The following is a 22,690-nucleotide window of genomic DNA, read 5'->3' on the forward strand; positions in this document are numbered from 1 at the left end:
CCATGCCGCGTAAGCCCCGCCCCCCTTGCTCTGTCCCCGGCTGCCCCGAACTCACCACGGGCGGACGCTGCCCGACCCATGCGAGGGAAGCCGAGCAGCAGCGAGGGACGACCACGGCCAAGGGATACGGCGTCCGATGGGAACACATCCGGCGCCGCTACCTGTACGCGCATCCGTGGTGCGTGCTGTGCAGCAAGACGGCGACGGTCGCTGACCACTTCCCCGAGTCGCGCCGTGCGCTGGTCGCCAACGGTGTGAACGATCCGGACGCGTTCTCTCGGCTCCGTCCGCTGTGCGCGTCGTGCCACAACAAGGAGACCGCGAAGCACCAGCCGGGCGGGTGGGCTGCCGAACGCGTCAAGCCTCGCCGCTCATGAGCTGGTGACCAGGGGGTGACCCCCCATCCCTCCCGCAAAAGAACGGCAGGGAGGGCGAAAACTCGCGCCGGTGCAGCGGAAGAATTTGGGAGGCCCGCAAAGGGCCGCGACTAGGAAGTGAGAATGCGTGGCCGATAGATACAGACCGAGATCCGCAATCCAGCGGGAACGCGACGGCAACCCATCAAAGACCGCGATCAAAGAGGGGGTGATCGTCCCGCGTGCGATCCTCGCCGAGCCGGATTGGTTGGAGCTATTCAAGTCGTCGCCCGATCCTGCTGTGGAGTCGGCGAACATCCGTTGCCGTGAAGTCGCTTCGGAGGAGTGGCGACGCATCGTTCCAATTCTCGAAGTGTCCGCCGGGATTGGCGAAGTGGACCACGCCACTGTCAAGGACTTGTGCGTATGCGTCGCCCGTATCGACCAGGCGGAGCGAGACCTTTCAGAGCGCGGGCTCATGGTGACCGCCGAGCGAGGCACGGTGAAGAACGGCGCGGCCACAATCGCAGGCCAATACCGAACCCAACTCGCCAGGTACATTCGCGAGTTGGGGCTCTCGCCGAGTTCTCGTGCTGCTATTACCGTCCCGGAATCCGAGGATGAAAACGCGGATATCTGGGACTGACATTCACACATACACAAGGAGCATGGAACCATGGCAATGACTCTCAGCGAGTCCGCTAAGTACTCGATCACTCAGCTTGAGCGCGCCGTGATTGAGACGTTCACAACGGAATCCAGCATCTTGGACCGCATTCCGTTCCTCACCATCGACGGCAACGCGTACGCCTACAACGAGGAAGCGACGCTTCCCGGAGTCGAGTTCCGTTCGGTTGGCGACGCGTACAAGGAGTCCACGGGGGCAGTGAACCAGGCTTTCGAATCGCTGGTGATCCTCGGCGGTGATGCGGACGTAGATACCTTCATTGCACGCACCCGGAACGTTATCGACGTGCGAGCAGAGCAGACCACGGCCAAAGTGAAGTCTGCCGCAATGACATTCAATGACACGTTCTTCAACGGCGACGTGAGCAAGGACCCGAAGTCTTTCGATGGCTTGCGGAAGCGGCTGGCCGGCTCACAGGTCCTGAGCGCTGGCATGCCGGTTATCGGCAACGGGACGAGTGACACATACGCATTCTTCGACAAGCTCGAAGAACTCGTGGAAACGGTGCCTGGTCTGACCGGCGAAAATGGAGTCATCTACACCAACGCTCTCGTGATCGGTAAGATTCGCGCTGCGGCCCGTCGCATCGGTGGTGTCGAGCAGATACGGGAAGACCTGACGCGTAAGGAGATCACGCGTTGGAATGGCATTCCGATTCTGGATGCCGGGCAGACTCGGACTGGTTTTGACATTCTCGCACCGACCGTGAACGGCTCGGAAATGTACGCGGTACGTTTCGGTAGGGATGAAGAGGACCGGGCAGTAACCGGACTCACCAACGGCGGAGTTCAGGCTGATGACCTCGGACAGATGAAGTCCAAGCCCGCTTTCCGTACGCGTATCGAGTTCTATTGCGGCGTCGCCGTGTTCGGCGGAAAGGCCGCCGCTCGACTGACCGGAGTCTTGAACGGCTGACAGTAAAGCCCCGTACTCACTTCCCTATCCAGGGGAGTTGGGTGCGGGGCTTTCTCTATTCACCCCTCGGAAGGGCTTTTAATCCCTGGTAGGCGTCGCGGAGATCAGCGGCTTCCGGTAGCTGTCGGGCCTCAACAGCATTGACCACTTCAAGTGCACGCCAATGATTGGACGGTACGACTCGACCCGACAATATAGCCCGCTGCGCCGCATTACACGCCTCGTCCAAACGCTCACCGTTAAGGAGAGTCAAAGCAAGGTCGATGTTCGCCGAAGCGACTCGCCTAGGCCATTTTTCAACGTCATTCGAGGGCGCTAGTCTGGCAATTACTTCACGGGCAAAGCCTTCCGCTGCCGGGTCTCCTATCCAGGCTAGAGTGGTTGCCGTATACGCCAGTGACTTACCAGGGTCATACTGGTAATGATGCGCGGTTCCTTTGTTGGGTGTAAGGGTGGCTGACATTCCCTGTACGCGCTCAATCGCACTGTACGTCTCTTTCGATTCTCCGAGGCGCGCCCGCGCTCGCCCTTCCTGTGCCGTAGCCTGGATTTCGGCTGAGCTTCCCGCCGGGGCAAGTTGCTGCGCAATCTTCGAGAGCTCCAGTGCTTGGGAGTACTCGCCGTCCGTAAGAACGCGCCAAGCATCCGTTTCGTAGCACCAGGCCTGAATCTCTCGATGCTCGGCGTGCTGTGCAAGCGTCATGGCGGTTTGAAGACGAGCTGTCGCCGCATGATCCTGGTTCAGGTCAATGTGTAGAGTCGCACCCAGTAGTTGGAACCACCCCCCAACAACATACAGACGTCGTTGTTCGCCGAGGGTCATTTGAGAATCCATCAAGTGTGAGACATAGGCCGAATGTTTCCGCACCCTCTCCAACAGTTGCTGGGGTGGGGATACGGGATAGTTCATCGCCAACTCGTCAAAGGCGTTTTCGAGGCGAAGGAGTGTTTCGGTTCCTACATCGCTTGCAGATACTCGCCGCGCTAGCTCGTAGGCATCGAATTCGTCGTCATTGGACGGTTCTCTAACGGCGAGCCAGTGAGCAGGGGCGGGGCGCGGAGCATAAGCGTCCGGAATCAGCAACGCGTCGAGATCTTTCGCCGTTACTTGCAGCGCGCGCGCAATGTTGGGCCTCTGCCACGGCTGCGGGCCCGTCTTACCGCTCTCCCAACGCTGAACGGTGGAGCGATCAACGCCCACCGCTTCGGCGAAGTCCTCTTGGTTGAACCCGCATGCCTTCCGCCGATCAGCGAACCTACGCCGCTTGCTCGTCATACTGGCCCGCCCTCTCCCGTCCGGGTCCCTCTGCTCTAGGCAGCGTAGCCACTGAGTGTGTGTCAGTACTGGTCAGAACGGTCAATGAGGTCAGGATGCGGCAAGAGTGCGGCCTTTTTGCCGTGGTGATCACCGCTACCCGCTGCTTGCCTGGTCTCCCTGCCCAACAGAGCCGACGACAAAGGCGGTTGAACGGTGAGTAGCAACACCACAGCGGCCCCGGCACTCCACGTACCTGCCTTACAGCCTGTACCAGTTGAAGGGTGTTCCGTCTGTGCTGCCGCTGGCCGACAGCGACGCAGCGCCCGGGGGCTGGGAAGCATCGTCAGCGAACGGGCCGCCGACGAGACGATTCGTCAGCACCCCCACCGCCGAGCCACCGACACGAGCGGGGCGTCCCGGTGAACGATGTTCCGGAGGATCTTCCCTCTGTCGGCGCGGACGGTTTCGGCCCGTGTGAATGCCCCGATCCGGACTGCTCCCTCAAGGGTCCGCCAAATCACCGAGATGACCGCGACAGCCCTACGCTCACGGCGCTCCGTGAACGTGTCCGGGAAGACTACGAGAATCGGCGTCGGCTCGGCACTATGGGGCGGCTGTTATGAGCGCTTCAGCAGCAGAGGGAACGTCCACCGACCCGTTCGCCGGCTCCCCCTATGCGAACAGCCCAGTTGGATGGTGGACCGAATACGGCGGCGCCCTGGACGTGAAATCCGGAGTGATCTATTTCCCGCCCGGCTCCAAGCACGTGCCGTGCCCGTGGGAGAACTGCAAGAACTGTTGCCGCGAAGAGGGCTCTCCGTGAAGTCAGTTCGCCGCTGCGGCTGGGCGGTCTTCGCGTTCATCGTTGCCACACTCGCCAGGGCAACTCTCACAGTGGCCGCAATAGGCCGCATATGAACTCCCGCCCCTGCCGGACGTAACCGAATCTTGTTCCCCCACGTATTCGGACTCTCGGCAGGGGCGGGGCACCAAACATCAACGGCTGCAAGGAGACGCACAATGAGCGCTGCCGCAAACCGACTCTTATTCGCATGGCTAGAGGTGACCGGACTCTGTAACGAGTTCTGTGATCACTGCTACGCAGACAGTGGCCCCAAGGGCACTCACGGCTCCATGACTGTGCAGGATTGGGTGAGCGTTCTTGACCAGCTCGCCGACATGGGGACGCTGGACGTTCAGTTCATCGGCGGTGAGCCCACGCTCTACCCGCACTTGTCTGAGCTGATTGAGCACGCTCACGGGCGGGGGCTGGGTATCGAAGTGTTCTCGAACATGACCCATATTCGCGCACCCCTGTGGGACGCGTTTACGCGCTATGGCGTCAAGCTCGCCACGTCGTACTACTCGGACACCGCCGAAGAGCACGACCAGGTGACGCAACTTCGGGGCTCGCACAAGAAGACCCGCGCCAACGTCCAGAAGGCGTTGGAACTCGGAATCCCGCTGCGGGGCGGAGTCGTCGCCGTGCGCGACAATCAGCGTGTGCAGGAAGCGGCACGGGACCTTACGGCGCTCGGTGTGGGCACGGTCGGCGGAGACAGGACCCGTGCATTCGGACGGGCGAGCAAGGGAGCCGCCCCGACCATCGCAGACTTGTGCGGGCACTGCGCACACGAGAAGTGCGCCATCGGTCCGACCGGGGATGTGTGGCCGTGCGTTCTCGGTCGATTCCTGACCATCGGCAACGTGCTGGAAAAGCCGATCTCCGGCATCTGGGGCGGCGCACAAATGGCCGATGTGACTGCCGATATCACGGCGGTGCACGGGGAAGGGGTGCAGTCATGCACGCCCCCGCAATTCCTGCCCATGTGTGGGCCGTGCGGCCCGTGTGTGCCCTCGGTGGGTCACTGCGACCCGAAGGAGGCGGGCAGCATCACCGGCGCGGATACGATCGGCGCACCCGCGTAACACGCTGAGATCACCAGGAGCACACGAATGGACGATCACGGGGACGACTTCGGCCGGTGGGTCACCGAAGGCAACGCAGTGCAGCGGACCGAAGAGGAGTGGGCCGTCATTGCCGGTTACGTCCGGCACGCGGCAAACAAGATCGGGCCGCCGTTGCCCCTGTGCCTCCCTGGTGAACCCCAGGAATGCGGGCGGGGTGCTCAGCAACACGTGTTGGCGTGGGCGGCCCACTTGAAGGCAGCGGCACACCACGTCATCGAGCAGGCAGCCCCTAGTGAGGCAAGAGCGGCACACGTGGCCGGTCCGCTGTACCAAAGGCGGCTAGCGGATCTGCGAGCTCAAACAGCTCCCGTGCACGCCCCACACTGACCAGCGCGACCCCCGAACGGCCCCGTCCGTCTGCCTCCCCCGTGGCAGATGGGCGGGGCTTCCTACCGCCCCAACTCCCCGCGCATAGACGCTGGTCAGAGCCTCGCGGTAACCTATGGTTCCGTTGGTTCACGCGCAGGCGATATCGCTCCAGATCTCGACGCGCATCTTCTTCATCACTCCAGGGTCGTACGGTGCGGAGGCCACCTCCGCCAAGGGGTGAACGCGCACCGGGACTGCCTCATTCCGCGGGGGCCGCCTGTGTGAGGTGCAGCACGATCGATTGCCGAGACCGAATCCCCCGACCGAATACCCGGTCGGAGGCACGTCGGTGTTCGCGGCCCGGCCCTGACACCAGGGCCGGCCGCATGAGCGGTCGGCCCGGCCACTGTGCGTCTCGCCGGGGCGGGACTATTCCTCTGCGAAGATCTCCTCTGCGCAGGATGCGGTGATGGTCCGGGCGAGCCAGTGCCGCAGGATCTCGGGATCACCGCAGCTGGTGATGCGTTCGCGGGCGCCGACGGGAACGGCGATGTCGCGCTGCTCGAGCAGGATGCTCTGCGCGATGCCCTGGGCGCGGCCTTCGTCTCGGATCTCTTCCGAGAGGGGTGAGGTGTAGAAGGAGAGGTCCACGGCCACCAGGTTCCTCCAGTGTTGTCGGTTACGGGGCGGTGCGAGTCGTGCGGCAGAAGTGTCAATGGCACATGCCGATGGCGACTCTCGTGGCGAGCGTAGGAAGACAAGGCGGTCTTGGCGCGGGGAGGTTGAGGCAGTTCACTCGCAAGAGTGGGCGTGGCCGGTGTGGACTCGGCTGCTTCGGTACGAGGTCCAGCTCGGCCCACACCCCCTTGCGGGGGACGGGTCCCGGCGTCACACCTCACCGTCCGCCGGCGCTTCGACCAGTAGCAGCCCGCGCCCCGAGTCCTCGTCGGGGGACGACTGTTGGGCTTGAGGCTCGGAAGCCCCGCGCCACGCCGAATGGGGCCGGGAAGCGCTCCATTGGGCCGGTCCGGTGATGGCGGTCGTCGTGCCGACGGTTCTGTACCGGATCGGCATGCCGGGAGTGCCGCTAGGCGCGCGGCACTGTGAGACGAAGCACCAGGTGGGTGTCGGCGCGCGGCTCGTCCGGGTCGGGGAACCAGCCGTGGTGCGCGTAGAAGGACTGGGCGCGCCTGTTCTGCTCGAAGACCTCGAGGCGGGCGGTGCGGACTCCGGCGCGCTGCCAGGACTCGACGCAGGCCGTGTGCAGGGCGGTGCCTATGCCGCCGCGCCACCGCTTCGGGTCCACATGGAGCTGGGTGAGTGTCATGACCGTATCGACCTCGCGGAAAGCGGCGACTCCGGCGACGGTCCCGTCCTTCTCGGCGCAGAGCACCGCGCCGCGCTCGATGGCTGCGGCCCAGCCCGCGCGGGTGCGGGCGCGCTCGGCGGGGCCGTCGAAGGCGTCGTCCGGGATGTGGCCGCGGTAGTAGCTCGCGCGGGCTTCGGCGTGGAGGGCGGCGATGGCGTCCAGGTCGGCCGGAACGGCTGTTCTGATCATGATGGTGGGGACGCCGGGAGATCAGCCGGCGGTTGCGATCCGGTTGACGGCGGCCCGGTAGGCGCTCGGTGCGAGGCCGACGCGGCGCTGGATGTGCCGGCGCAGCGAGTCCGCCGTGCCGAGCCCGCCGGCGCGGGCGCCCTGGTCCCTTCGGAGGGCTTTCGGAGGGCTTTCGGAGGGCCGCCGGTACTCACCCCGTGCCCCGGCGGTACTGGCCCGGCGCCATCCCGTACTCCCGCTTGAAGGCCTTGGCGAAGGCGAACTCCGAGGTGTAGCCCGCATGCTGGGCCACCGTACGCAGCGGTGCGTCGTCCTTGCGCAGCAGCCGGCCCGCGGTGGTCATCCGCCACCACGTCAGATACGCAAGCGGCGGCTGGCCGACGAGCGCGGTGAACCGGCGGGCGAAGGCGGCGCGGGACAGACCGGCCGCGGCGCCCAGTTCCCCAACGGTCCAGGGGTGTGCGGGGTCTGCATGGATGGCGTGCAGCGCGGCGGTGATCGCCGGGTCGACCATGGCACCTGCCCAGCCCGTCGGCTCGTGGGCCCGCTCCTGGAGCCACCAGGCGCGCAGCAGATAGAGCAGCAGCGTGTCGAGGAGCGCAGGCACGATGGCGTCGGATCCCGGCTGCGGACCGGCGAGTTCGGCGGCGAGCAGCTCGACGGCTGCGTGCAGCGAGGGATGTGCGCCGGCCCCGGCAGGCAGATGGACCACATCGGGCAGTTCGGTGAGGAGCGGATGGGCCCGTGTCTTGCTCAACTGGTAGGCACCGCACAGCAGAAGAGTCTCAGGACCGGCGTCCGGCTGCGGGTCCGGGTTCGGATTCGGTACGGGCGGCCAGGATCCGTCCGGTTCGAGCTCGACGTCCTCGACCGGCGAGCCGGGGTGGTCGACGAGGGAGTGACGGTATCCATGGGCCAGAAAGACCACGTCGCCGGCGCCGAGCCGGACTGGCTCGGCGTCGTCCCGGGGCAGCAGCCAGGCCGAGCCCTTGAGCACCACATGAAATCCGGCGCCCTCGGTGGACGGGAAACGGACGCCCCAGGGCGCGTGCTTGCGCGTCCGCGACGAGTGGGGCCGGCCTGTGCGCATGGCGGCGATCGCGTCACTCAGTACGTCCACGATCGAACCGTACATCGGTGCAACGGATCAGCGGCAAGACGAACAGACATGAACGGGATGCTCTGGGACATGGAGCGTCTCGTCGCGGCTCTCTACGGTCGTTCTCATGACAACTTCCGCATTGACCAAGGCAGTTCTTTTCCATGAGACCGGCGGTCCCGAAGTACTGAAGATCGAGGACATCGAGCTGCGCGAGCCCGGTCCGGGCGAAGTCCGCTTCCGTGTCGAGGCGATCGGCCTCAACCGGGCCGATGCCCTCTTCCGGGCCGGCACGTACTACTACCCGGCGACGCTGCCCGGCTCGCGGCTCGGCTATGAGGCGGCCGGTGTCGTCGAGGCCGTCGGCGAGGGCGTGAGCGAGTTCGCACCCGGTGACCCGGTGATGGCGGCGGCCAACTTCGATTTCGGTGTCCACGGCGTGTACGGCGAACGGGTGGTCCTGCCCGTGGAGTCGGTGGTCAGCAGGCCCGACGGCGTGGACGCGGTGACGTCCGCCGCCGTGTGGCTGACGTACTCCACCGCCCATGGCGGCATGGTGGAGACCGGCGGGCTGCGGCCCGGCGACCATGTGGTGATCACCGGTGCGTCCAGCGGCGTCGGTACGGCCGCGATCCAGACCGCGGCCCGGCTGGGCGCTATCCCGATCGCCACCACCCGTACCGCTGCCAAGAAGCAGCAACTGCTCGACCTCGGAGCGGCCCATGTGATCACCACGGACGACGAGGACCTGGTGAAGGAGGTCAAGGGGATCACCGGTGGGCGCGGGGCCGAGCTGGCCTTCGACGCGATCGGCGGACCGGGCTTCCGGACGCTGGGCGACGCGGTCACGCCCGGCGGTACGGCGGTGCTCTACGGCTGGCTGGATCCGCGTCCCATCGAGCTGTCGAGGAACTGGCCGCTCACGGTGCACACGTATGCCAACGGCGTGCCCGCCAGGACCGAAGCAGGCCGACGCCGGGCGGCGGCCTTCATCGGGTCCGGTCTGCGCGACGGGTCGTTCACTCCGGCCATCGCAGAGACCTTCGACGGTCTCGGGCAGATCGTGGACGCCCACCGGCTGATGGAGTCGAACGCCCACACCGGCAAGATCGTGGTGCGGGTCTGATCACGATCCGTCGCGCAGCCCCTCGGGCCAGCCCTCGCGGAACTCGATCCGGTCGAAGGTCACCACACAGCCCTCGCCCACCGGGGACTGCGCCAGGAAGCCGACGAGCGCGGCCCCGGCCTGCTCCTCCGTCCCGAGGGCGAAGATCCGCACGAAGGTCCAGTGCTCGCCGTCCGTCGAGGCGTGGAAGGCGAAGGCCTTGCCGGTGCGGCTGATCCGCAGCCATGCGCTGTCGCCCGCCACCTCGAAGGAGTTGGCGTCGTCGGAGTGGCCGCGGGTGACGACCGTGCAGATGGTGGGCTTGTCCGGGGAGAGTTCCAGGCAGAGCTTGGCCCACTCCCGCTCGCCGACGTGCAGATAGAGCACCCCGGCGTCGAAGGCCGCGGCAAAGCCGACGGTGACCCGTGCGATGAGCTGGAAGTCGCCCTCCGGCGCACCGAGCAGGCGGGGCGCGTCGGAGACGGGCTCCAGCGCCTCGCCCGCGGGCGGTACGAAGCGGTCCTGCCTGGCTCCCGCCCAGCCGGTCAGCACCCCTTTCTCGTACGACCAGTTGGCGTCTGGGCCGTAGGAGCGCAGCGGGAAGGGGAGCTCGGGCAGGTCGATCGGCTCGGTCACCGGCTCAGCTTCGCGGAGTTTCCAGGCGGCCGTCCACCCGACGCGGCAGCCCCAGCGGGTTTTCGTCGCGCAGCTCGGGCGGGAGCAGCGCCTCGGGCGTCGTCTGGTACGTGACCGGGCGCAGCCAGCGCTCGATCGCGGTGGCCCCGACCGAGGTGGAGCCGGAGGTGGAGGCCGGGTAGGGGCCGCCGTGGTGCTGGGCGGGGGCGACGGCGACACCGGTCGGCCAGCCGTCGACCAGGACGCGGCCCGCGAGCGGGGTGAGTTCGGCGAGCAGCTCCGCGCCCCGGCCCTCGCCCGTGGCCTCGCCCTCGGAGAGGTGCAGTGTGGCGGTGAGGTTGCCGGGCAGTCTGCCGAGGACCTCGGTGATCTCGGCCTCGGACTCGTACCGCGCGACGACCGTGACCGGGCCGAAGCACTCTTCGAGCAGCAGGTCGTGCGGCCCTTCGGCGGCCAGCAGCCGGGCCGGTACGGAGAGGAAGCCGGCGCTCACGGTGTGATCACCGCCCGCGCCGGGCGTGATCGGGGCCTCCACGTCCGGGAGTTCGGCCCGTTCGCGTACGCCCTCGACGAAGGCGCCGCGCATCCGGTGGTCGAGCATCACGCCGGGCTCGGTCTCGCTGACCGCCGCCGTCAGCGACTTGAGCAGCCGGTCGCCCGCGTCGCCGGCGGGAGCGAGCACAAAGCCGGGCTTGGTGCAGAATTGCCCCCCGCCCAGCGTCATCGAGCCCGCGAGCCCGGCGCCGATCTGCTCGGCCCGCTCTCCGGCGGCCGCCTCGGTGATCACAACGGGGTTGAGTGAGCCGAGCTCGCCGTGGAAGGGGATGGGGGTGGGCCTGGCGGCCGCGGCGTCGAAGAGCGCGCGCCCACCGCGTACGGACCCGGTGAAGCCGGCGCCCGCGACCAGCGGGTGCTTGACCAGCTCGACGCCCGCCTCGAAGCCGTGGACGAGGATCACGACGTCTTCGGGAAGGCCGACCTGGTGGGCGGCCCTGCGCAGCACGGAGGCGCACAGTTCGGAGGTGCCGGGGTGGTCGGGGTGGGCCTTGACGACGACCGGGCAGCCGGCCGCGAGCGCGCTCGCGGTGTCTCCGCCGGGTACGGAGAAGGCGAGCGGGAAGTTGCTGGCGGCGTAGACGGCGACGACGCCCAGCGGGATCTTGAAGCGGCGCAGATCGGGCCATGGCGGCGTACGGCTGCCGTCCGCGTGGTCGATGTGGATGTCGAGGAAGGCGCCCTCGTCGACGACCTCGGCGAAGGCCCGCAACTGAGCGGTGGTGCGGGCGAGTTCACCGGTCAGGCGGGTGGGGCCGAGCGCGGTCTCCGCGTCGGCGGCCTCGATGACATGTTCACCGGCCTCGTCGAGCAGGTCGGCGGCGGCGCGCAGCAGCCGCGCGCGTACACTCCGGTCGGCGAGTGCGGGGCGGGTGGCGTGTGCGGCGCGGACCGCGCGGTCGATCTCCTCAGTGGTTGACTCGACCGCAACCTGCTCACGCGGCTTCCCGGTTCGGGGGTCGACACTCCAGACTGGTGCTGCTGCCACCGCGGCTTCCTTCCCGGTCTTCTGCCATCCCTCAGGATTTGTTCGGTATTCTGAACAGTGTTCCCGATGGTGAATATATGGGGACTCTATTTCCGGGCGTTCTGCGCGGTCAAGAAGGGGCGAAGAGCAATGTCAACTGCGGATTCCGGCGGAGCACAGGTCAAGTCCGCGGTGCGGACGGTGGAATTGCTCGAGTACTTCGCCGGGCGCCCCGGCATGCACTCCCTCGCCGCGGTCCAGGAGGCCGTCGGCTACCCCAAGTCCAGCCTCTACATGCTGCTGCGCACCCTGGTCGAGCTCGGCTGGGTGGAGACGGACGCGACGGGCACGCGGTACGGCATCGGCGTGCGCGCCCTGCTGGTGGGCACCTCCTACATCGACGGCGACGAGGTGGTCGCGGCCGCCCGCCCCACCCTGGACCGGCTCTCCGACGACACCACCGAGACCATCCACCTCGCCCGGCTCGACGGCACCAACGTCGTCTACCTCGCCACCCGGCAGTCGCAGCACTATCTGCGCCCCTTCACCCGCGTCGGCCGCCGGCTGCCCGCGCACTCCACCTCGCTGGGAAAGGCGCTGCTCGCCACCCACAGCGACGAGCAGGTGCGCAAGATGCTGCCGGAGACCCTGGCGCCGCTGACCGAGCACACCATCACCGACCGGGAGAAGCTCATCGAGGAGCTGCACCTCGTCCGCGAGCAGGGCTACGCCGTGGACCGCGAGGAGAACACCCTCGGACTGCGCTGCTTCGGCATCGCCATCCCGTACCGCACCCCGGCGCGGGACGCCATCAGCTGCTCGGTGCCGGTGGCCCGGCTGACCCCCGCGCATGAGCAGATGATCAAGGACGCGCTCTTCGACGCGCGCGACCGGCTGACGCTGGCGACCCGGCGGCTCTGATGTCCCCATTGTCCCCGCGCGTCACGCTGCGCAAGGTGACCGACAGCGATCTGCCGGTCTTCTTCCGGCACATGAGCGACCCCGAGTCGAACCTGATGGCCGCCTTCACCAGCAAGGACCCCACCGACCGGGCCGCTTTCGACGCCCACTGGGCGCGGATCCTCGTCTCCGACGCCGTCATGCGGACCGTCCTCGCCGACGACGTGGTCGTCGGCCACACCGCGGTGTACGGACCGCCCGAGGAGCGCGAGGTCACGTACTTCATCGACCGCGCGTACTGGGGCCGCGGCGTGGCCACCGCCGCGCTGCGCGCGCTGATCGCACTCGTACCGCAGCGTCCGCTGCACGCCCGCGCCGCCGCCGACAACGCCGGCTCGATCCGGGTCCTGCAGAAGTGCGGATTCACCGTGACCGGCGAGGACCGGGGTTACGCGCATGCCCGCGGCGCCGAGACCGACGAGGTGCTCCTCACCCTGGCGGACTGACCCTCTCCGCCGCGCGGCGGAGAGGGATCGTCGCAGCGCAGGAGGTGCGGGGCTCCCGGAACCGGGAGCGTAAGCGGCATGAGCCCGCACAGTGTTCCCCGGTCCCGCCCCTTCCCGAAGGCAGGGGCAGGCCCCCGCACCCCCGAGCGGCGGCTTCGCAGCGCACCCGAGCGGCACAGCCCCGCACGCCGACTGCTGCGGGCGCTGGCCATAGCCTCCTGCGTCCCCTATCTCTCGCTCAAGATCGCCTGGATCGCGGGCAGCAGGATCGGCATCCCCGACGGCAGTAAGTTGCTTGAGAGCCGCGGTCTGATGGCCGCGGCCAACAGCGTCACCGTCCTGATGGACGGCGCCGTCATCGTCCTGGCGCTGCTGCTCACCCAGGCATGGGGCCGCCGCGTCCCCGCCTGGCTCCTCGCCACGCCCATCTGGATCGCGGGCGGTCTGCTCGCCCCGATCATGGTCGGCTTCCCGGTGCAGCTGCTGACCCACGCCGTCACCGGAGACGGGTCCCAGAAGGTCGGGGACCGACCCTTCCTCGACGAGTGGGTCTTCGGAGTCGTCTACACGGGCTTCATTGTCCAGGGCCTGGCCCTTGGAACGCTCTTCGTGCTGTATGCGCGAGAGCACTGGAGCCATATGTGGCGGGGCCGGGTCTGGGACCTGCCCAGGGCAGCCACCGGGCGGACGCTGAAGGTGACCGCCGTGGCCGCCGCCGTGCTCGCGCTCTTCCCCGCCACGATGCGCCTGCTGTGGGCCTGCGGCGCGACGACCGGTCTCTCCGCGACGCGGATCGAGCAGCGTACGGCCGACTTCTACGTACTCGAAGGGATCAGCGCCCTGTTCGTGGCCGTCGCCGTGGCCGGAGCGCTGCTGCTCGCCTTCCGCCGGGGCCCCGGACTGCCGCTGAAGATTCCGCTGGCCATGGCCTGGCTGGGCTCCGGCGCGGTGGGCTGCTGGGGCATCTGGCTGCTGATCGCCGCGGTGCTGCCGGGAGGCGAAGAAGGCGAGCGGGCATCGGGGTTGATGGCCCTGACCTACGCTGTGGGCATGATCGTCGGTCTGCTCGTCGTCACCGGGACCGCCTCGTTCCTGCGGCGGCGCGGCGCGTGAGAAAAGTGCTGAAGGCGTTCGGCCGGGCGCTGTTCGGGACGCGGGCCAGGCTGCGCTGGCTCCATCTGGTCCTGGGCGGCGCCCTGTTGATGCCGTACTGGCTGGTGGGCACGGTGATCGTCGGCCCGCTCGTCGGTGCCGAGAGCATGTTCCCCAACTCCGTTGCCCTGCAGTTCGGTGCGTACGGAATTGCCCTGCCGATAGCCGCGGCGACCGCGCTCTTCCCGATGGCCAGACCGCTCTCGGTGGCCGCAGCGAAGGCGCTCTGCGGGGTGCCCGCCGAGCGGTTCGCGGAGGGGCCGGCGCGCTCGCGGGCCGCGCGGCTGCGGACCTCGGGCTGGTTCACGCTGCATGTGGGGATCGGTGCGCTGATCAGCGGTGCCACGCTCGCGCTGCCGCCGTTCGCCGTGACGTTGATCCTGCTGCCGCTCTCCGGAGGGCTCAGGGACTGGGTTATGGTCCCCGACTACCTCGACCACGCCTGGGCACTGGCCCTGTGCCCGTTCGCCGGGATCGCCATGCTGACCGCGCTCGCCGCCTGCGCGGCGGCGGCCGGGGCGCTGCTGGCCCGCCAGGCGCCGGTACTGCTCGGCCCCACGCCCGCGGACCGGCTGCAGGCCGCCGAACGCCGGGCCACCGAACTCGCCGAGCGCAACCGCCTGGCCCGCGAGCTGCACGACTCGGTGGGCCACGCCCTCAGCGCCGTCACCCTGCAGGCGGGCGCGGCCCGCAAGGTCCTGGACAGCGATCCGGAGTTCGTACGGGAAGCACTGGCCGCGATCGAGGAGACCACGCGGCGCACGGTGGGCGAACTGGACTCCGTACTGGGCCTGTTGCGCCGAGACGATGAAGCTGCCAACACCGCCCGGCTCACCGGGCCGACCCTGGACACCCTGGACGGTCTGATCGCCCGCAGCGGCGTCCCGGTGTCGCTCACTTCCGACGGCGACCTGGCCGCCGTCCCCGCGCTCGTCTCGCGCGAGGCGTACCGCATCGTCCAGGAGGGGCTGAGCAACGCCCTGCGCCACGCCGGGGCGTCCCCGGTGTCCCTGTGGATCGCCCTGCGCGGCGAGGAGTTGGAGATCACGATGGAGAATCCGCTGCCCGACAGGGCCCCGGTCATCCGCCCGGGAGGCGGCCGTGGTGTGCGCGGTGTCGCCGAGCGGGCCGCGCTGCTCGGCGGACACGCGCAGGCGGGCCCGCAGGACGCGGTGTGGCGGCTCTCGGCCCGGCTCCCGCTGGCGGGCCGCCGATGAGCGCGATCCGGGTCGTCCTCGCCGACGACGAGCGCATGGTCCGTACGGCGCTGCGCGTCATCCTCGACGCCGAACCCGATCTGGAGGTGATCGGCGAGGCGGCGACGGGCGCGGAGGCGGTGTCGGTGGCGCGTGCGCTGCGGCCCGATGTGGTGCTGATGGATGTGCGGATGCCGGAGATCGACGGCATCCGGGCGACCGAGCAGATCCTGGCCACGCTCGACGGGCCGCCGCGGATCGTGGTCGTGACGACCTTCGAGAACGACTCCTATGTGTACGACGCCCTGCGCGCCGGAGCGGCCGGATTCCTGCTCAAGCGCGCCGCGGCGGAGGAGCTCGTCCAGGCGGTCCGGCTGGTCGCCCGCAGTGACTCGCTGCTCTTCCCGGCAGCTGTGCGTTCACTGGCCGCCGAGTACGGCCGCAGCCGGCCCGCGGCTCCCCCGCCGTGGGCGGCGCGGCTGACCGAGCGCGAGGCCAAAGTGCTGCGGCTGATGGCGACGGGCCTGACCAACGCGGAGATCGCCGGGCGGATGGGCGTAGGACCTGCGACGGCGAAGACCCATGTGGCGTCGGTCCTGGCGAAGACGGGCACCCGGGACCGTACGCAGGCGGTGATCGCGGCGTACGAGTCGGGCTTCATCTCGCCGCGCTGAGGCCCGTCCGCCGGCCGCTCCGGATGAGGAATTCCTGAGAAACCGGGCAGGCAGGGAACGTCGTCCTCCGCCCCGTTCGTCCCTTCTACGGGATGAACAAGACGATCAGGAATGCCGCGGTCTTCAGCCTGCTGCTGGTGCTCGCCCTACTGCTGCGGGCGACCTGGGTCCAGGCGTACGAAGGCAGAGCGCTGGCGGACGACGACCACAACCGACGGAAGATCATCGCGCAGTACGCGCAGCCGCTCGGCGACATCATCGTGGCCGGGTCACCGGTCACCGGCTCGAAGAGGACGGCGAGCAGTGATCTCGCGTACAAGCGCACCTACACCGACGGCTCGCTCTACTCGGCCGTCACGGGCTACAGCTCGCAGGCGTACGGAGCCACGCAGCTCGAAGGCATCTACAGCGAGGTCCTCGACGGGACCGACAGCCGGCTGAAGAACCCGGTCGACGCGCTCACCGGGAAGCAGCAGAAGCCCGGCGATGTGGTGACGACCATCGACCCGGCGGTGCAGAAGGCCGGCTACCGGGCGCTCGGCGACACAAAGGGCGCGGCCGTCGCCATCGACCCGAAGACCGGCAAGATCCTGGGAATGGTCAGCACACCCTCGTACGAGCCGTCGAAGATCAGCGGGATGACGGACGGCGACGTCTGGCAGAAGCTGCTCGCGGACCAGGACAAGCCGCTGGTCAACCGGGCACTGCGGCAGCCGCTGCCGCCCGGCTCGACGTTCAAACTGGTTGTCGCGGCCGCGGCGCTGGAAGACGGTCTCTACGGCTCGGCCGACGAGAGGACCAAGAGCCCGAATCCCTACACACTGCCCGGCACGCGCACGGTCCTGGAGAACGAGAACACCGCCGCGCCCTGCGAGAACGCCTCCATCCGCACGGCACTGCAGTACTCCTGCAACAACGTCTTCGGGAAGATGGCCGCCGATCTGGGGCAGGACAAGGTCAGGTCGATGGCCCAGAAGTTCGGCTTCAACGACACGGCGCAGGACGTGCCGGTGCGGGCCTCGGCGAGTCTGTATCCGACGGGCATGGACAAGGCGCAGACGGCGCTGTCGGGTATCGGCCAGTTCGATGTGACCGCGACGCCGCTGCAGATGGCCATGGTCTCCGCGGCAATCTCCAACGACGGTGTGCTGGAGTCGCCGCACATGGTCTCGAAGGTCGTCGACGCGGACAGCAACACGCTGCAGTCCTTCGAGGACGAGAAGTCGCAGCGGATCGTCTCCTCCTCGACCGCCGAACAGCTGCGCAGCGCGATGGTGACGGTCGTGAACGACGGCACCGGGACCAACGCCAAGGTCGACGGGGCCGAGGTGGGCGGCAAGACGGGTACCGCGCAGCACGGCGAGAACAACAGCAAGACGCCGTACGCCTGGTTCACCTCGTACGCAAAGGACTCGTCCACCGGCAAGGAGGTCGCGGTCGCCGTGATGGTCGAGGATTCGGGCGCGGCCCGCTCGGAGGTCAGCGGCAACGGTCTGGCCGCGCCGATCGCGCAGAAGATGATGGCGGCGGCCCTGAAGTGAGGGTTGGGGACCCTCACTTCAGGGCGGGCCCTCACTCCGGGGCGGGGCTGCCCTCACGCCAGGGCGGAGGCTGCTTGCCATCGGGGCCAGGCTACTTGGCGCCGAGCAGCTGCTCGACCGGGTCGATCGCGAAGTAGACGGCGAACAGCGCCGCCGTGCCCCACAGCAGCCAGTGCACCTCGCGCGCCCTGCCCAGCACCGCCTTGATGACGACGTAGGCGAGGAAACCGGCGCCGATGCCGTTGGTGATGGAGTACGTGAACGGCATGACCGCGATCGTCAGGAAGGCCGGGATGGCGATGTCGTACCGCTCCCAGTCGATGTGCCGCACCTGCGCCATCAGCAGGAAGCCGACAGCGACGAGCGCGGGTGCCGCGGCCTGCGCCGGGACGACGGTGGCGAGCGGGGTGAGGAAGAGCGCGAGGCCGAACAGCGCGCCGGTGACCACGGAGGCGAGGCCGGTGCGGGCGCCCTCGCCGACACCGGCCGCGGATTCGATGTACGAGGTGTTGGAGGAGGCGGAGGCCGCGCCGCCCGCGACAGCCGCCACGCCGTCGATCAGCAGCACCCGGCCGAGGTTCGGGACCTTGCCGTTCTCGTCGAGGAGACCCGCCTCGTTGGAGACACCGACGACGGTACCCATGGTGTCGAAGAAGTCGCTCAGGATCAGTGTGAAGACCAGCAGGACAAGGGTGACGACGCCGATCTGCTCGAAGGCGCCGAAGGGGCTGAAGTTGCCGACGAGCCCGAAGTCGGGGGCGGAAACGATGTCGTCGGGCATAGCCGGCACGGTCAGGCCCCAGGCGAGCGGCTCGATGTCGGCGATCTCGTTGATGACGACCGCGAGGACCGTCGTCGCGACGATGGAGATGAGGATGGCGCCCTTCACCTTGCGGGCCATCAGCGCGACGGTGAGCAGCACGCCGAGACAGAAGACCAGGACGGGCCAGCCGGAGAGGTGACCGCTCGCGCCGAGCTGGACGGGTACGGAGCCGGTGTCGCCGGGGATGCGGGTGGCGAAGCCCGCGTCGATGAAGCCGATGAAGGCGATGAAGAGGCCGATGCCGACGCTGATGGCCTGCTTGAGCGACGGCGGGATGGCGTGCATGACGGCTTCGCGCAGCCCGGTGACGACCAGGACGCAGATGAGGATGCCTTCGAGGAAGACCAGGCCCATCGCGTCGGGCCAGCTCATCAGGGGCGCGATCTGGAAGGCGACGACCGCGTTGAGCCCCAGTCCGGCGGCGATGGCGAGCGGCAGATTGCCGCCGAGGCCCATGATCGCGGTCATCACCGCGGCCACCAGGGCAGTGACGGTGACCAGTTGGGGACCGGAGAGATGGGCGCCGAACTTGTCCTCGGCACTGCCCAGGATGATCGGGTTGAGGACGAGAATGTAGGCCATCGTGAAGAACGTGGCGAAGCCGCCGCGTATCTCTCGCCCGAAGGTCGAACCTCGTGCGCTGATCTGGAAGTAGCGGTCGACCTGTGCGGACATGGCTCTCCTCGGGGTATCCATCCGGCCTGCGGGTAGCTGGATTGTGCCCACGGGAGGAGCGTTTCAGGTTATGCGCGTGTTACGTGATATCCGTCCCAGCGCTTGATCGTCGCGACGCGGCGCCCAGCGTAGGTCAACTGCCCGATCCGGTAAGGCGTCCTTAGCCGACACGCTGGCCGTACGAGGAGCCGTACGAGCGGCCGGGCAAGGGGCTGGAGGGTCGAGCGTGGGCTGGACGGCGGGAGCGGTGCTGCGGGACCGCAACGCGGGGCTGTATCTGTCCGGGGTGGTCGTGTCCGGTTTCGGCACCTCCGCGATGTGGCTGGCGGCGGGCATCTGGGTCAAGTCGCTGACCGGGTCGGACAGTCTGGCGGCCCTGACGACCTTCGCGATGTGGGCGCCGATGCTGGTGGGGCCGCTGCTGGGGACGGTGGCCGACCGGGTACGCCGCAAACCGCTGCTCATCTGGACGAACCTCGCGATGTCGTTACTGCTGCTGCCGCTGCTCGCCCTCGACTCGGCGACGCGCGTGTGGATCCTGTTCGCAGTGCTGACGGTGTACGGCGTGAGCTGGGTCGTGCACGACGCCGCCGAGGCGGGCCTGGTGGCGGCGGCCGTCGACAGCCGTCTCCTCGGCGACTTCAACGGCCTGCGGATGACCGCGAACGAGGGCATGAAGCTGATCGCGCCGCTCGCCGGGGCGGGGCTCTTCGCCCGGTTCGGCGGGCCCTCGGTCGCCCTGCTGGACGCGGTGTCCTTCGCGCTGGCCGCCGGGATCTTCGCGCTGCTGCGGGTGCGCGAGGAGAAGCCGGCCCGCGCGGACGGGGGCAACTGGCGTACCGACACCGCCGAGGGCGCCCGTTGTCTGTGGCGTTCGCCGGTGCTGCGGCCGCTTGTCCTCGCCGGTGGTGCGGCCATGTTGCTGGCGGGCCTGAACGGCGCGCTGATCTTCGCCGTCACCGACAAGGTACTCGGCCACTCCCCCGCGTTCGTGGGCCTGTTGTACGCGGTGCAGGGCGTCGGTTCCGTACTGAGCGGGCTGCTGGCCGGGCCGTTGCTGCGCAGGCTGCCGGAGCGGACGTTCGTCGCCGCGGGCATCGCGGTGTTCGCCGTGGCCGTGGCGCTGCGCTCGCTGCCGTACGACGCGGTGGCGCTGATGTGCAGCGCGGCGATCGGGCTCGGGCTGCCATGTGTGCTGATCGCCGCGATGACGGCGGTGCAGCGCGAGACGCCGGACGCGGTCCTGGGCCGTACCGCCGCCACCGCCAACACTTTGATCTTTGTGCCGAACGCGGTGGCGCTGGCGGTGGGCGCGGGGCTGGTCACGGTTGTCGACGTGCGGGTGCTGCTGCCGGTGATCGGCGCGGCGGGGGTGGCGCTGGCGGTTGCGCTGACGCTGCTGGGGCTCCGCCCCGGACCCCACGCCTCAATCGCCGGCGGGGCTTGATTTTTCATTCAAGCCCGTCCGGCGATTGAGGACAACGCCCGAAGGGCGTACGGGGGTCTGGGGGCTTGCCCCGCAGGTGGCGGAGCCGCATATCGACACAGCGGGAAGGGTGGGTCGGGGAACAAGCCAGGCCTTCAGGCCAGCCGGGACAGCGCGTCCGACACCAGCGTCAGGTCCGCGTCGGAGGCCAGTCCGGCGTGGTAGAGCCGCAGTTGGTTCGCGCCGAGCCCGGCGGCGCGGGCGGCGTCGTCCGCGAGCGTGCCGGGGCTGCCGCCCATGCCGCCGACGACCGTGAAGTTGGCGGCCAGCACGGAGTCTTCGGCGCGCTGGTCCGCGAAGGGTGTCAGCAGCCGAGGCCCGCCGGTGCAGGGCACGACCACGCCGTCGGCGACGGACAGGATGTGCGCCGGATCGACGCCGGCGTTCGCACCGCAGTGGTACGCGACGGGGTCGGCGTGCAGCAGTACCTGGAAGCCGTCCGGGGCGGCGGCCCGCACCGCGGCGACCGTGTCCTCCTGGAGCGTACGGGCAGTTCGTGTCCGGAACTCCAGGGTGACCGCGGCGAGTTCGGCGCCGAGCAGCTTCTCGATCCCGGCGTCGGCCGGCGCCGCGCCCTGCCAGACCGGCTCCAGGCCGTGCCGTACGGCGGCGGCCAGCAGGTTGGGCTCCAGGCCCTGTTGTACGTAGCCGTCGCGGCAGGCGGTACAGAAGCAGAGAGACATCAGATACTGCGCCGCGTCGCCGAGGCCCACGCCCGCGATCTTGTCGTGGGCGTGCAGATGCGCGAGGCCGTACCAGCCGCAGGACTCCAGCTCGGTGCCGAGCGCACCGGGCCGTGTCGCCGCCTCCGCCGCCAGCTCCACCAGCAGGGCGCGGACGGCGGGCTGCGCGATACAGGGCGCCCAGGGGTAGCGGTCGCCGTAGGCGTTGACCACGCAGGTGTCCGGACGCTCGGCGCCGAGGCGGGAGTTGTGGGCGAGGACCACCCAGGTGTGCACCTCGAGTCCGGCTTCGGTGAGGGCGGCGGCCGCCTCGCCGTAGGCGTCGCCGGGAGCCCAGGCCCCGGCGGCGTACGGGCACAGCTCCCGGCCCGCCCAGCGCGCCTCGTCCATCTCGTAAAGCACGGCGGCGTGCTGTGCGGTGATGATCCGGTGCCGGGGGTGGCGCGGCGTCAGGGCCCGGGTGGAGTGGTAGGCGGCGGCCAGGGTGACCTGCTGGACGCCGAGGTCCGCGATCCGGGAGGCGGCGTGCGGGTCGCCTACGACGTCCCACGGGTAGAGGAAGGCGGAGGTCTTCACGCGCGCTCCTCCAGCAGGGCGCGGCCGCGCTCGATCAGTGCCGCCAGGGCCCTGATGTGGAGGGCGAGGGGTTCGCTCAGCGGCGGCCGCACCTCGCCGACGTCCAGACCTCCCAGCCGCACGCCCGCCTTGACGAGCGACACGGCGTAGCCGCGCCCGAGATTGCGCAGTTCGACCAGCGGCACGTAGAAGCTGTCCAGCAGTCTGCCGACCGTCTTGTCGTCGCCGGTGGTCAGCGCGCGATGGAAGGCGAGCGCGATGTCGGGCGCGAAGGCGAAGACGGCGGAGGAGTACAGGGTGATGCCGATGCCGCGGTAGGCGAGACCGGTGAGTTCGGCGGTGGGCAGCCCGTTGAAGTAGAGGAAGTCCTGGTCGGGCAGGTCGCGGCGGACGGCGCTGACGATGCGCTGCATCAGATCGAGGTCGCCGTAGCCGTCCTTGAGGCCGATGATGCCGTCGACCTGCGCGAGTTCGACAACGGTCTCGGGAGCGAAGACGGCGTTGTCGCGCTGGTAGACGATGACGTCGAGCGAGGTGGCGGCGGCGAGCGCGGTGTAGTGGCGCAGCAGTCCGCGCTGGTCGGCGACGACGAGGTACGGCGGCATGGCGAGGAGCCCGTCCGCGCCCGCCTCTTCGGCGAGCTTCGCGAACTGGACGGCGAGCGCGGTGCCGTAGCCGGCGCCGGCGACGACGGGCACCTCGCCCGCCGTCTCCTCGACGGCCGCGGCGATGCAGTCGCGGAATTCCTCCGGGGTCAGGGCGTGGAACTCGCCCGTACCGCAGCAGGCGAAGACCGCGGCCGCGCCGGCGTCGATACCGGTTCTCACGTGGGCGCGGAAGGCATCGAGGTCGAGGGTGCCGTCCGGCCCGTACGCGGTGACGGGGAAGAACAGCGGTCCTTGGGCCCGGGTGAGCCGGGCGGCGAGCGGGGCTGAGGTCACGGGCGCTCCCTGGGCCGTACACGGAGCCTCTGCGACCCGTGCACAATTCTGATCGACGTCCACATTCCTGAACGCCGTCACGCTAGGGCAGCCGGATGGCACCGGTCAAGACGGAAAACC

21 protein-coding genes and 1 pseudogene are annotated in these 22,690 nt (G+C 68.8%); 12 read left to right on the top strand and 10 right to left on the bottom strand.

Going from position 1 to position 22,690, the window contains the following annotated elements:
• Positions 1-2 precede the first annotated feature (2 nt).
• The 3 genes from ACFYXH_RS16740 (at position 3) to ACFYXH_RS16750 (ending at position 1,959) form a co-directional block, all read left to right on the top strand.
• Positions 3-377, top strand: coding sequence for an HNH endonuclease (locus tag ACFYXH_RS16740; protein ID WP_389563182.1), 375 nt, complete (start codon positions 3-5; stop codon positions 375-377).
• Positions 378-504: 127 nt separating this feature from the next.
• Positions 505-1,002 carry a phage terminase small subunit P27 family gene (locus tag ACFYXH_RS16745; RefSeq protein WP_389563183.1) on the top strand — a complete coding sequence of 166 codons (498 nt, stop codon included), beginning with the start codon at positions 505-507 and terminating at the stop codon, positions 1,000-1,002.
• A gap of 30 nt (positions 1,003-1,032) precedes the next feature.
• Positions 1,033-1,959: a major capsid protein gene (locus ACFYXH_RS16750; RefSeq protein WP_389563185.1), complete on the top strand. Its 927-nt coding sequence runs from the start codon at positions 1,033-1,035 to the stop codon at positions 1,957-1,959.
• Positions 1,960-2,014: 55 nt separating this feature from the next.
• Here the strand turns inward: ACFYXH_RS16750 and ACFYXH_RS16755 are convergent, their stop codons facing one another.
• Entirely contained in the window at positions 2,015-3,235 is a 1,221-nt protein-coding gene (locus ACFYXH_RS16755) for a helix-turn-helix transcriptional regulator (RefSeq protein ID WP_389563186.1), read from the bottom strand.
• A gap of 1,002 nt (positions 3,236-4,237) precedes the next feature.
• Between ACFYXH_RS16755 and ACFYXH_RS16760 the strand changes: the two genes are divergently transcribed.
• A complete protein-coding gene (locus ACFYXH_RS16760; protein WP_389563188.1) occupies positions 4,238-5,146 on the top strand; it encodes a radical SAM protein in 909 nt (302 codons plus the stop codon).
• A 780-nt stretch (positions 5,147-5,926) separates the two neighbouring features.
• On the opposite strand, the gene ACFYXH_RS16765 is transcribed toward ACFYXH_RS16760, so the two are convergent.
• The 4 genes and pseudogenes from ACFYXH_RS16765 to ACFYXH_RS16780 form a co-directional block, all read right to left on the bottom strand.
• Entirely contained in the window at positions 5,927-6,154 is a 228-nt protein-coding gene (locus ACFYXH_RS16765) for a hypothetical protein (protein WP_389563190.1), read from the bottom strand.
• Positions 6,155-6,332: 178 nt separating this feature from the next.
• Positions 6,333-6,445 (bottom strand): annotated as a pseudogene (locus tag ACFYXH_RS16770) (ATP-binding protein); the annotation flags it as partial.
• Positions 6,446-6,584: 139 nt separating this feature from the next.
• Positions 6,585-7,055: a GNAT family N-acetyltransferase gene (locus ACFYXH_RS16775; protein ID WP_389563192.1), complete on the bottom strand. Its 471-nt coding sequence runs from the start codon at positions 7,053-7,055 to the stop codon at positions 6,585-6,587.
• A gap of 190 nt (positions 7,056-7,245) precedes the next feature.
• Entirely contained in the window at positions 7,246-8,175 is a 930-nt protein-coding gene (locus ACFYXH_RS16780) for an AraC family transcriptional regulator (protein WP_389563194.1), read from the bottom strand.
• A 106-nt stretch (positions 8,176-8,281) separates the two neighbouring features.
• Between ACFYXH_RS16780 and ACFYXH_RS16785 the strand changes: the two genes are divergently transcribed.
• Positions 8,282-9,280, top strand: a complete 999-nt coding sequence (locus tag ACFYXH_RS16785; protein ID WP_389563195.1) for a zinc-dependent alcohol dehydrogenase family protein — start codon at positions 8,282-8,284, stop codon at positions 9,278-9,280.
• Here the strand turns inward: ACFYXH_RS16785 and ACFYXH_RS16790 are convergent, their stop codons facing one another.
• The gene (locus ACFYXH_RS16790) at positions 9,281-9,895 is read right to left on the bottom strand and encodes a DUF1349 domain-containing protein (RefSeq protein WP_385303482.1); all 615 of its coding nucleotides are present in this window, start codon (positions 9,893-9,895) and stop codon (positions 9,281-9,283) included.
• Between the two features lie 4 nt (positions 9,896-9,899).
• Positions 9,900-11,438 carry an aldehyde dehydrogenase (NADP(+)) gene (locus tag ACFYXH_RS16795; protein ID WP_389563197.1) on the bottom strand — a complete coding sequence of 513 codons (1,539 nt, stop codon included), beginning with the start codon at positions 11,436-11,438 and terminating at the stop codon, positions 9,900-9,902.
• Between the two features lie 129 nt (positions 11,439-11,567).
• Between ACFYXH_RS16795 and ACFYXH_RS16800 the strand changes: the two genes are divergently transcribed.
• The 6 genes from ACFYXH_RS16800 to ACFYXH_RS16825 all read left to right on the top strand — a co-directional run bounded on the left by ACFYXH_RS16800 (position 11,568) and on the right by ACFYXH_RS16825 (position 17,386).
• The gene (locus ACFYXH_RS16800) at positions 11,568-12,338 is read left to right on the top strand and encodes an IclR family transcriptional regulator (protein ID WP_362688503.1); all 771 of its coding nucleotides are present in this window, start codon (positions 11,568-11,570) and stop codon (positions 12,336-12,338) included.
• Entirely contained in the window at positions 12,338-12,823 is a 486-nt protein-coding gene (locus tag ACFYXH_RS16805) for a GNAT family N-acetyltransferase (RefSeq protein ID WP_389563199.1), read from the top strand. The genes ACFYXH_RS16800 and ACFYXH_RS16805 overlap by 1 nt, the downstream gene beginning before the upstream one ends.
• Positions 12,824-12,901: 78 nt before the next feature.
• Positions 12,902-13,936, top strand: a complete 1,035-nt coding sequence (locus tag ACFYXH_RS16810) for a hypothetical protein (RefSeq protein ID WP_389563201.1) — start codon at positions 12,902-12,904, stop codon at positions 13,934-13,936.
• A complete protein-coding gene (locus ACFYXH_RS16815) occupies positions 13,933-15,192 on the top strand; it encodes a sensor histidine kinase (protein WP_389563203.1) in 1,260 nt (419 codons plus the stop codon). The genes ACFYXH_RS16810 and ACFYXH_RS16815 overlap by 4 nt, the downstream gene beginning before the upstream one ends.
• Positions 15,189-15,845 carry a response regulator gene (locus ACFYXH_RS16820; RefSeq protein WP_389563206.1) on the top strand — a complete coding sequence of 219 codons (657 nt, stop codon included), beginning with the start codon at positions 15,189-15,191 and terminating at the stop codon, positions 15,843-15,845. The genes ACFYXH_RS16815 and ACFYXH_RS16820 overlap by 4 nt, the downstream gene beginning before the upstream one ends.
• A gap of 92 nt (positions 15,846-15,937) precedes the next feature.
• Complete coding sequence (locus tag ACFYXH_RS16825) at positions 15,938-17,386, top strand: peptidoglycan D,D-transpeptidase FtsI family protein (RefSeq protein ID WP_389563208.1); 1,449 nt, start codon at positions 15,938-15,940, stop codon at positions 17,384-17,386.
• Between the two features lie 91 nt (positions 17,387-17,477).
• On the opposite strand, the gene ACFYXH_RS16830 is transcribed toward ACFYXH_RS16825, so the two are convergent.
• Positions 17,478-18,884, bottom strand: a complete 1,407-nt coding sequence (locus ACFYXH_RS16830) for an NCS2 family permease (protein ID WP_389563209.1) — start codon at positions 18,882-18,884, stop codon at positions 17,478-17,480.
• 226 nt (positions 18,885-19,110) lie between these two features.
• On the opposite strand from ACFYXH_RS16830, the gene ACFYXH_RS16835 reads away from it, so the two are divergent.
• Entirely contained in the window at positions 19,111-20,331 is a 1,221-nt protein-coding gene (locus ACFYXH_RS16835; protein ID WP_389563211.1) for an MFS transporter, read from the top strand.
• A gap of 134 nt (positions 20,332-20,465) precedes the next feature.
• Here ACFYXH_RS16835 and ACFYXH_RS16840 read toward each other — a convergent pair whose 3' ends face one another.
• Both ACFYXH_RS16840 and ACFYXH_RS16845 read right to left on the bottom strand, forming a co-directional pair.
• Positions 20,466-21,629: a hypothetical protein gene (locus tag ACFYXH_RS16840; protein WP_389563213.1), complete on the bottom strand. Its 1,164-nt coding sequence runs from the start codon at positions 21,627-21,629 to the stop codon at positions 20,466-20,468.
• Positions 21,626-22,570: a 5-dehydro-4-deoxyglucarate dehydratase gene (locus ACFYXH_RS16845; RefSeq protein ID WP_389563215.1), complete on the bottom strand. Its 945-nt coding sequence runs from the start codon at positions 22,568-22,570 to the stop codon at positions 21,626-21,628. The genes ACFYXH_RS16840 and ACFYXH_RS16845 overlap by 4 nt, the downstream gene beginning before the upstream one ends.
• Positions 22,571-22,690: the final 120 nt, after the last annotated feature.

This window comes from Streptomyces sp. NPDC002730, from assembly GCF_042888805.1.
Taxonomy (GTDB): domain Bacteria; phylum Actinomycetota; class Actinomycetes; order Streptomycetales; family Streptomycetaceae; genus Streptomyces.

Excerpts from the sequence above, each read along its gene's own strand:
- ACFYXH_RS16810 (WP_389563201.1), top strand. The coding sequence starts at position 12,902 with ATGAGCCCGCACAGTGTTCCCCGGTCCCGCCCCTTCCCGAAGGCAGGG.
- ACFYXH_RS16740 (WP_389563182.1), top strand. The coding sequence starts at position 3 with ATGCCGCGTAAGCCCCGCCCCCCTTGCTCTGTCCCCGGCTGCCCCGAA.
- ACFYXH_RS16775 (WP_389563192.1), bottom strand. The coding sequence starts at position 7,055 with ATGATCAGAACAGCCGTTCCGGCCGACCTGGACGCCATCGCCGCCCTC.
- ACFYXH_RS16805 (WP_389563199.1), top strand. The coding sequence starts at position 12,338 with ATGTCCCCATTGTCCCCGCGCGTCACGCTGCGCAAGGTGACCGACAGC.
- ACFYXH_RS16760 (WP_389563188.1), top strand. The coding sequence starts at position 4,238 with ATGAGCGCTGCCGCAAACCGACTCTTATTCGCATGGCTAGAGGTGACC.
- ACFYXH_RS16820 (WP_389563206.1), top strand. The coding sequence starts at position 15,189 with ATGAGCGCGATCCGGGTCGTCCTCGCCGACGACGAGCGCATGGTCCGT.
- ACFYXH_RS16750 (WP_389563185.1), top strand. The coding sequence starts at position 1,033 with ATGGCAATGACTCTCAGCGAGTCCGCTAAGTACTCGATCACTCAGCTT.
- ACFYXH_RS16800 (WP_362688503.1), top strand. The coding sequence starts at position 11,568 with ATGTCAACTGCGGATTCCGGCGGAGCACAGGTCAAGTCCGCGGTGCGG.
- ACFYXH_RS16830 (WP_389563209.1), bottom strand. The coding sequence starts at position 18,884 with ATGTCCGCACAGGTCGACCGCTACTTCCAGATCAGCGCACGAGGTTCG.
- ACFYXH_RS16755 (WP_389563186.1), bottom strand. The coding sequence starts at position 3,235 with ATGACGAGCAAGCGGCGTAGGTTCGCTGATCGGCGGAAGGCATGCGGG.
- ACFYXH_RS16785 (WP_389563195.1), top strand. The coding sequence starts at position 8,282 with ATGACAACTTCCGCATTGACCAAGGCAGTTCTTTTCCATGAGACCGGC.
- ACFYXH_RS16825 (WP_389563208.1), top strand. The coding sequence starts at position 15,938 with ATGAACAAGACGATCAGGAATGCCGCGGTCTTCAGCCTGCTGCTGGTG.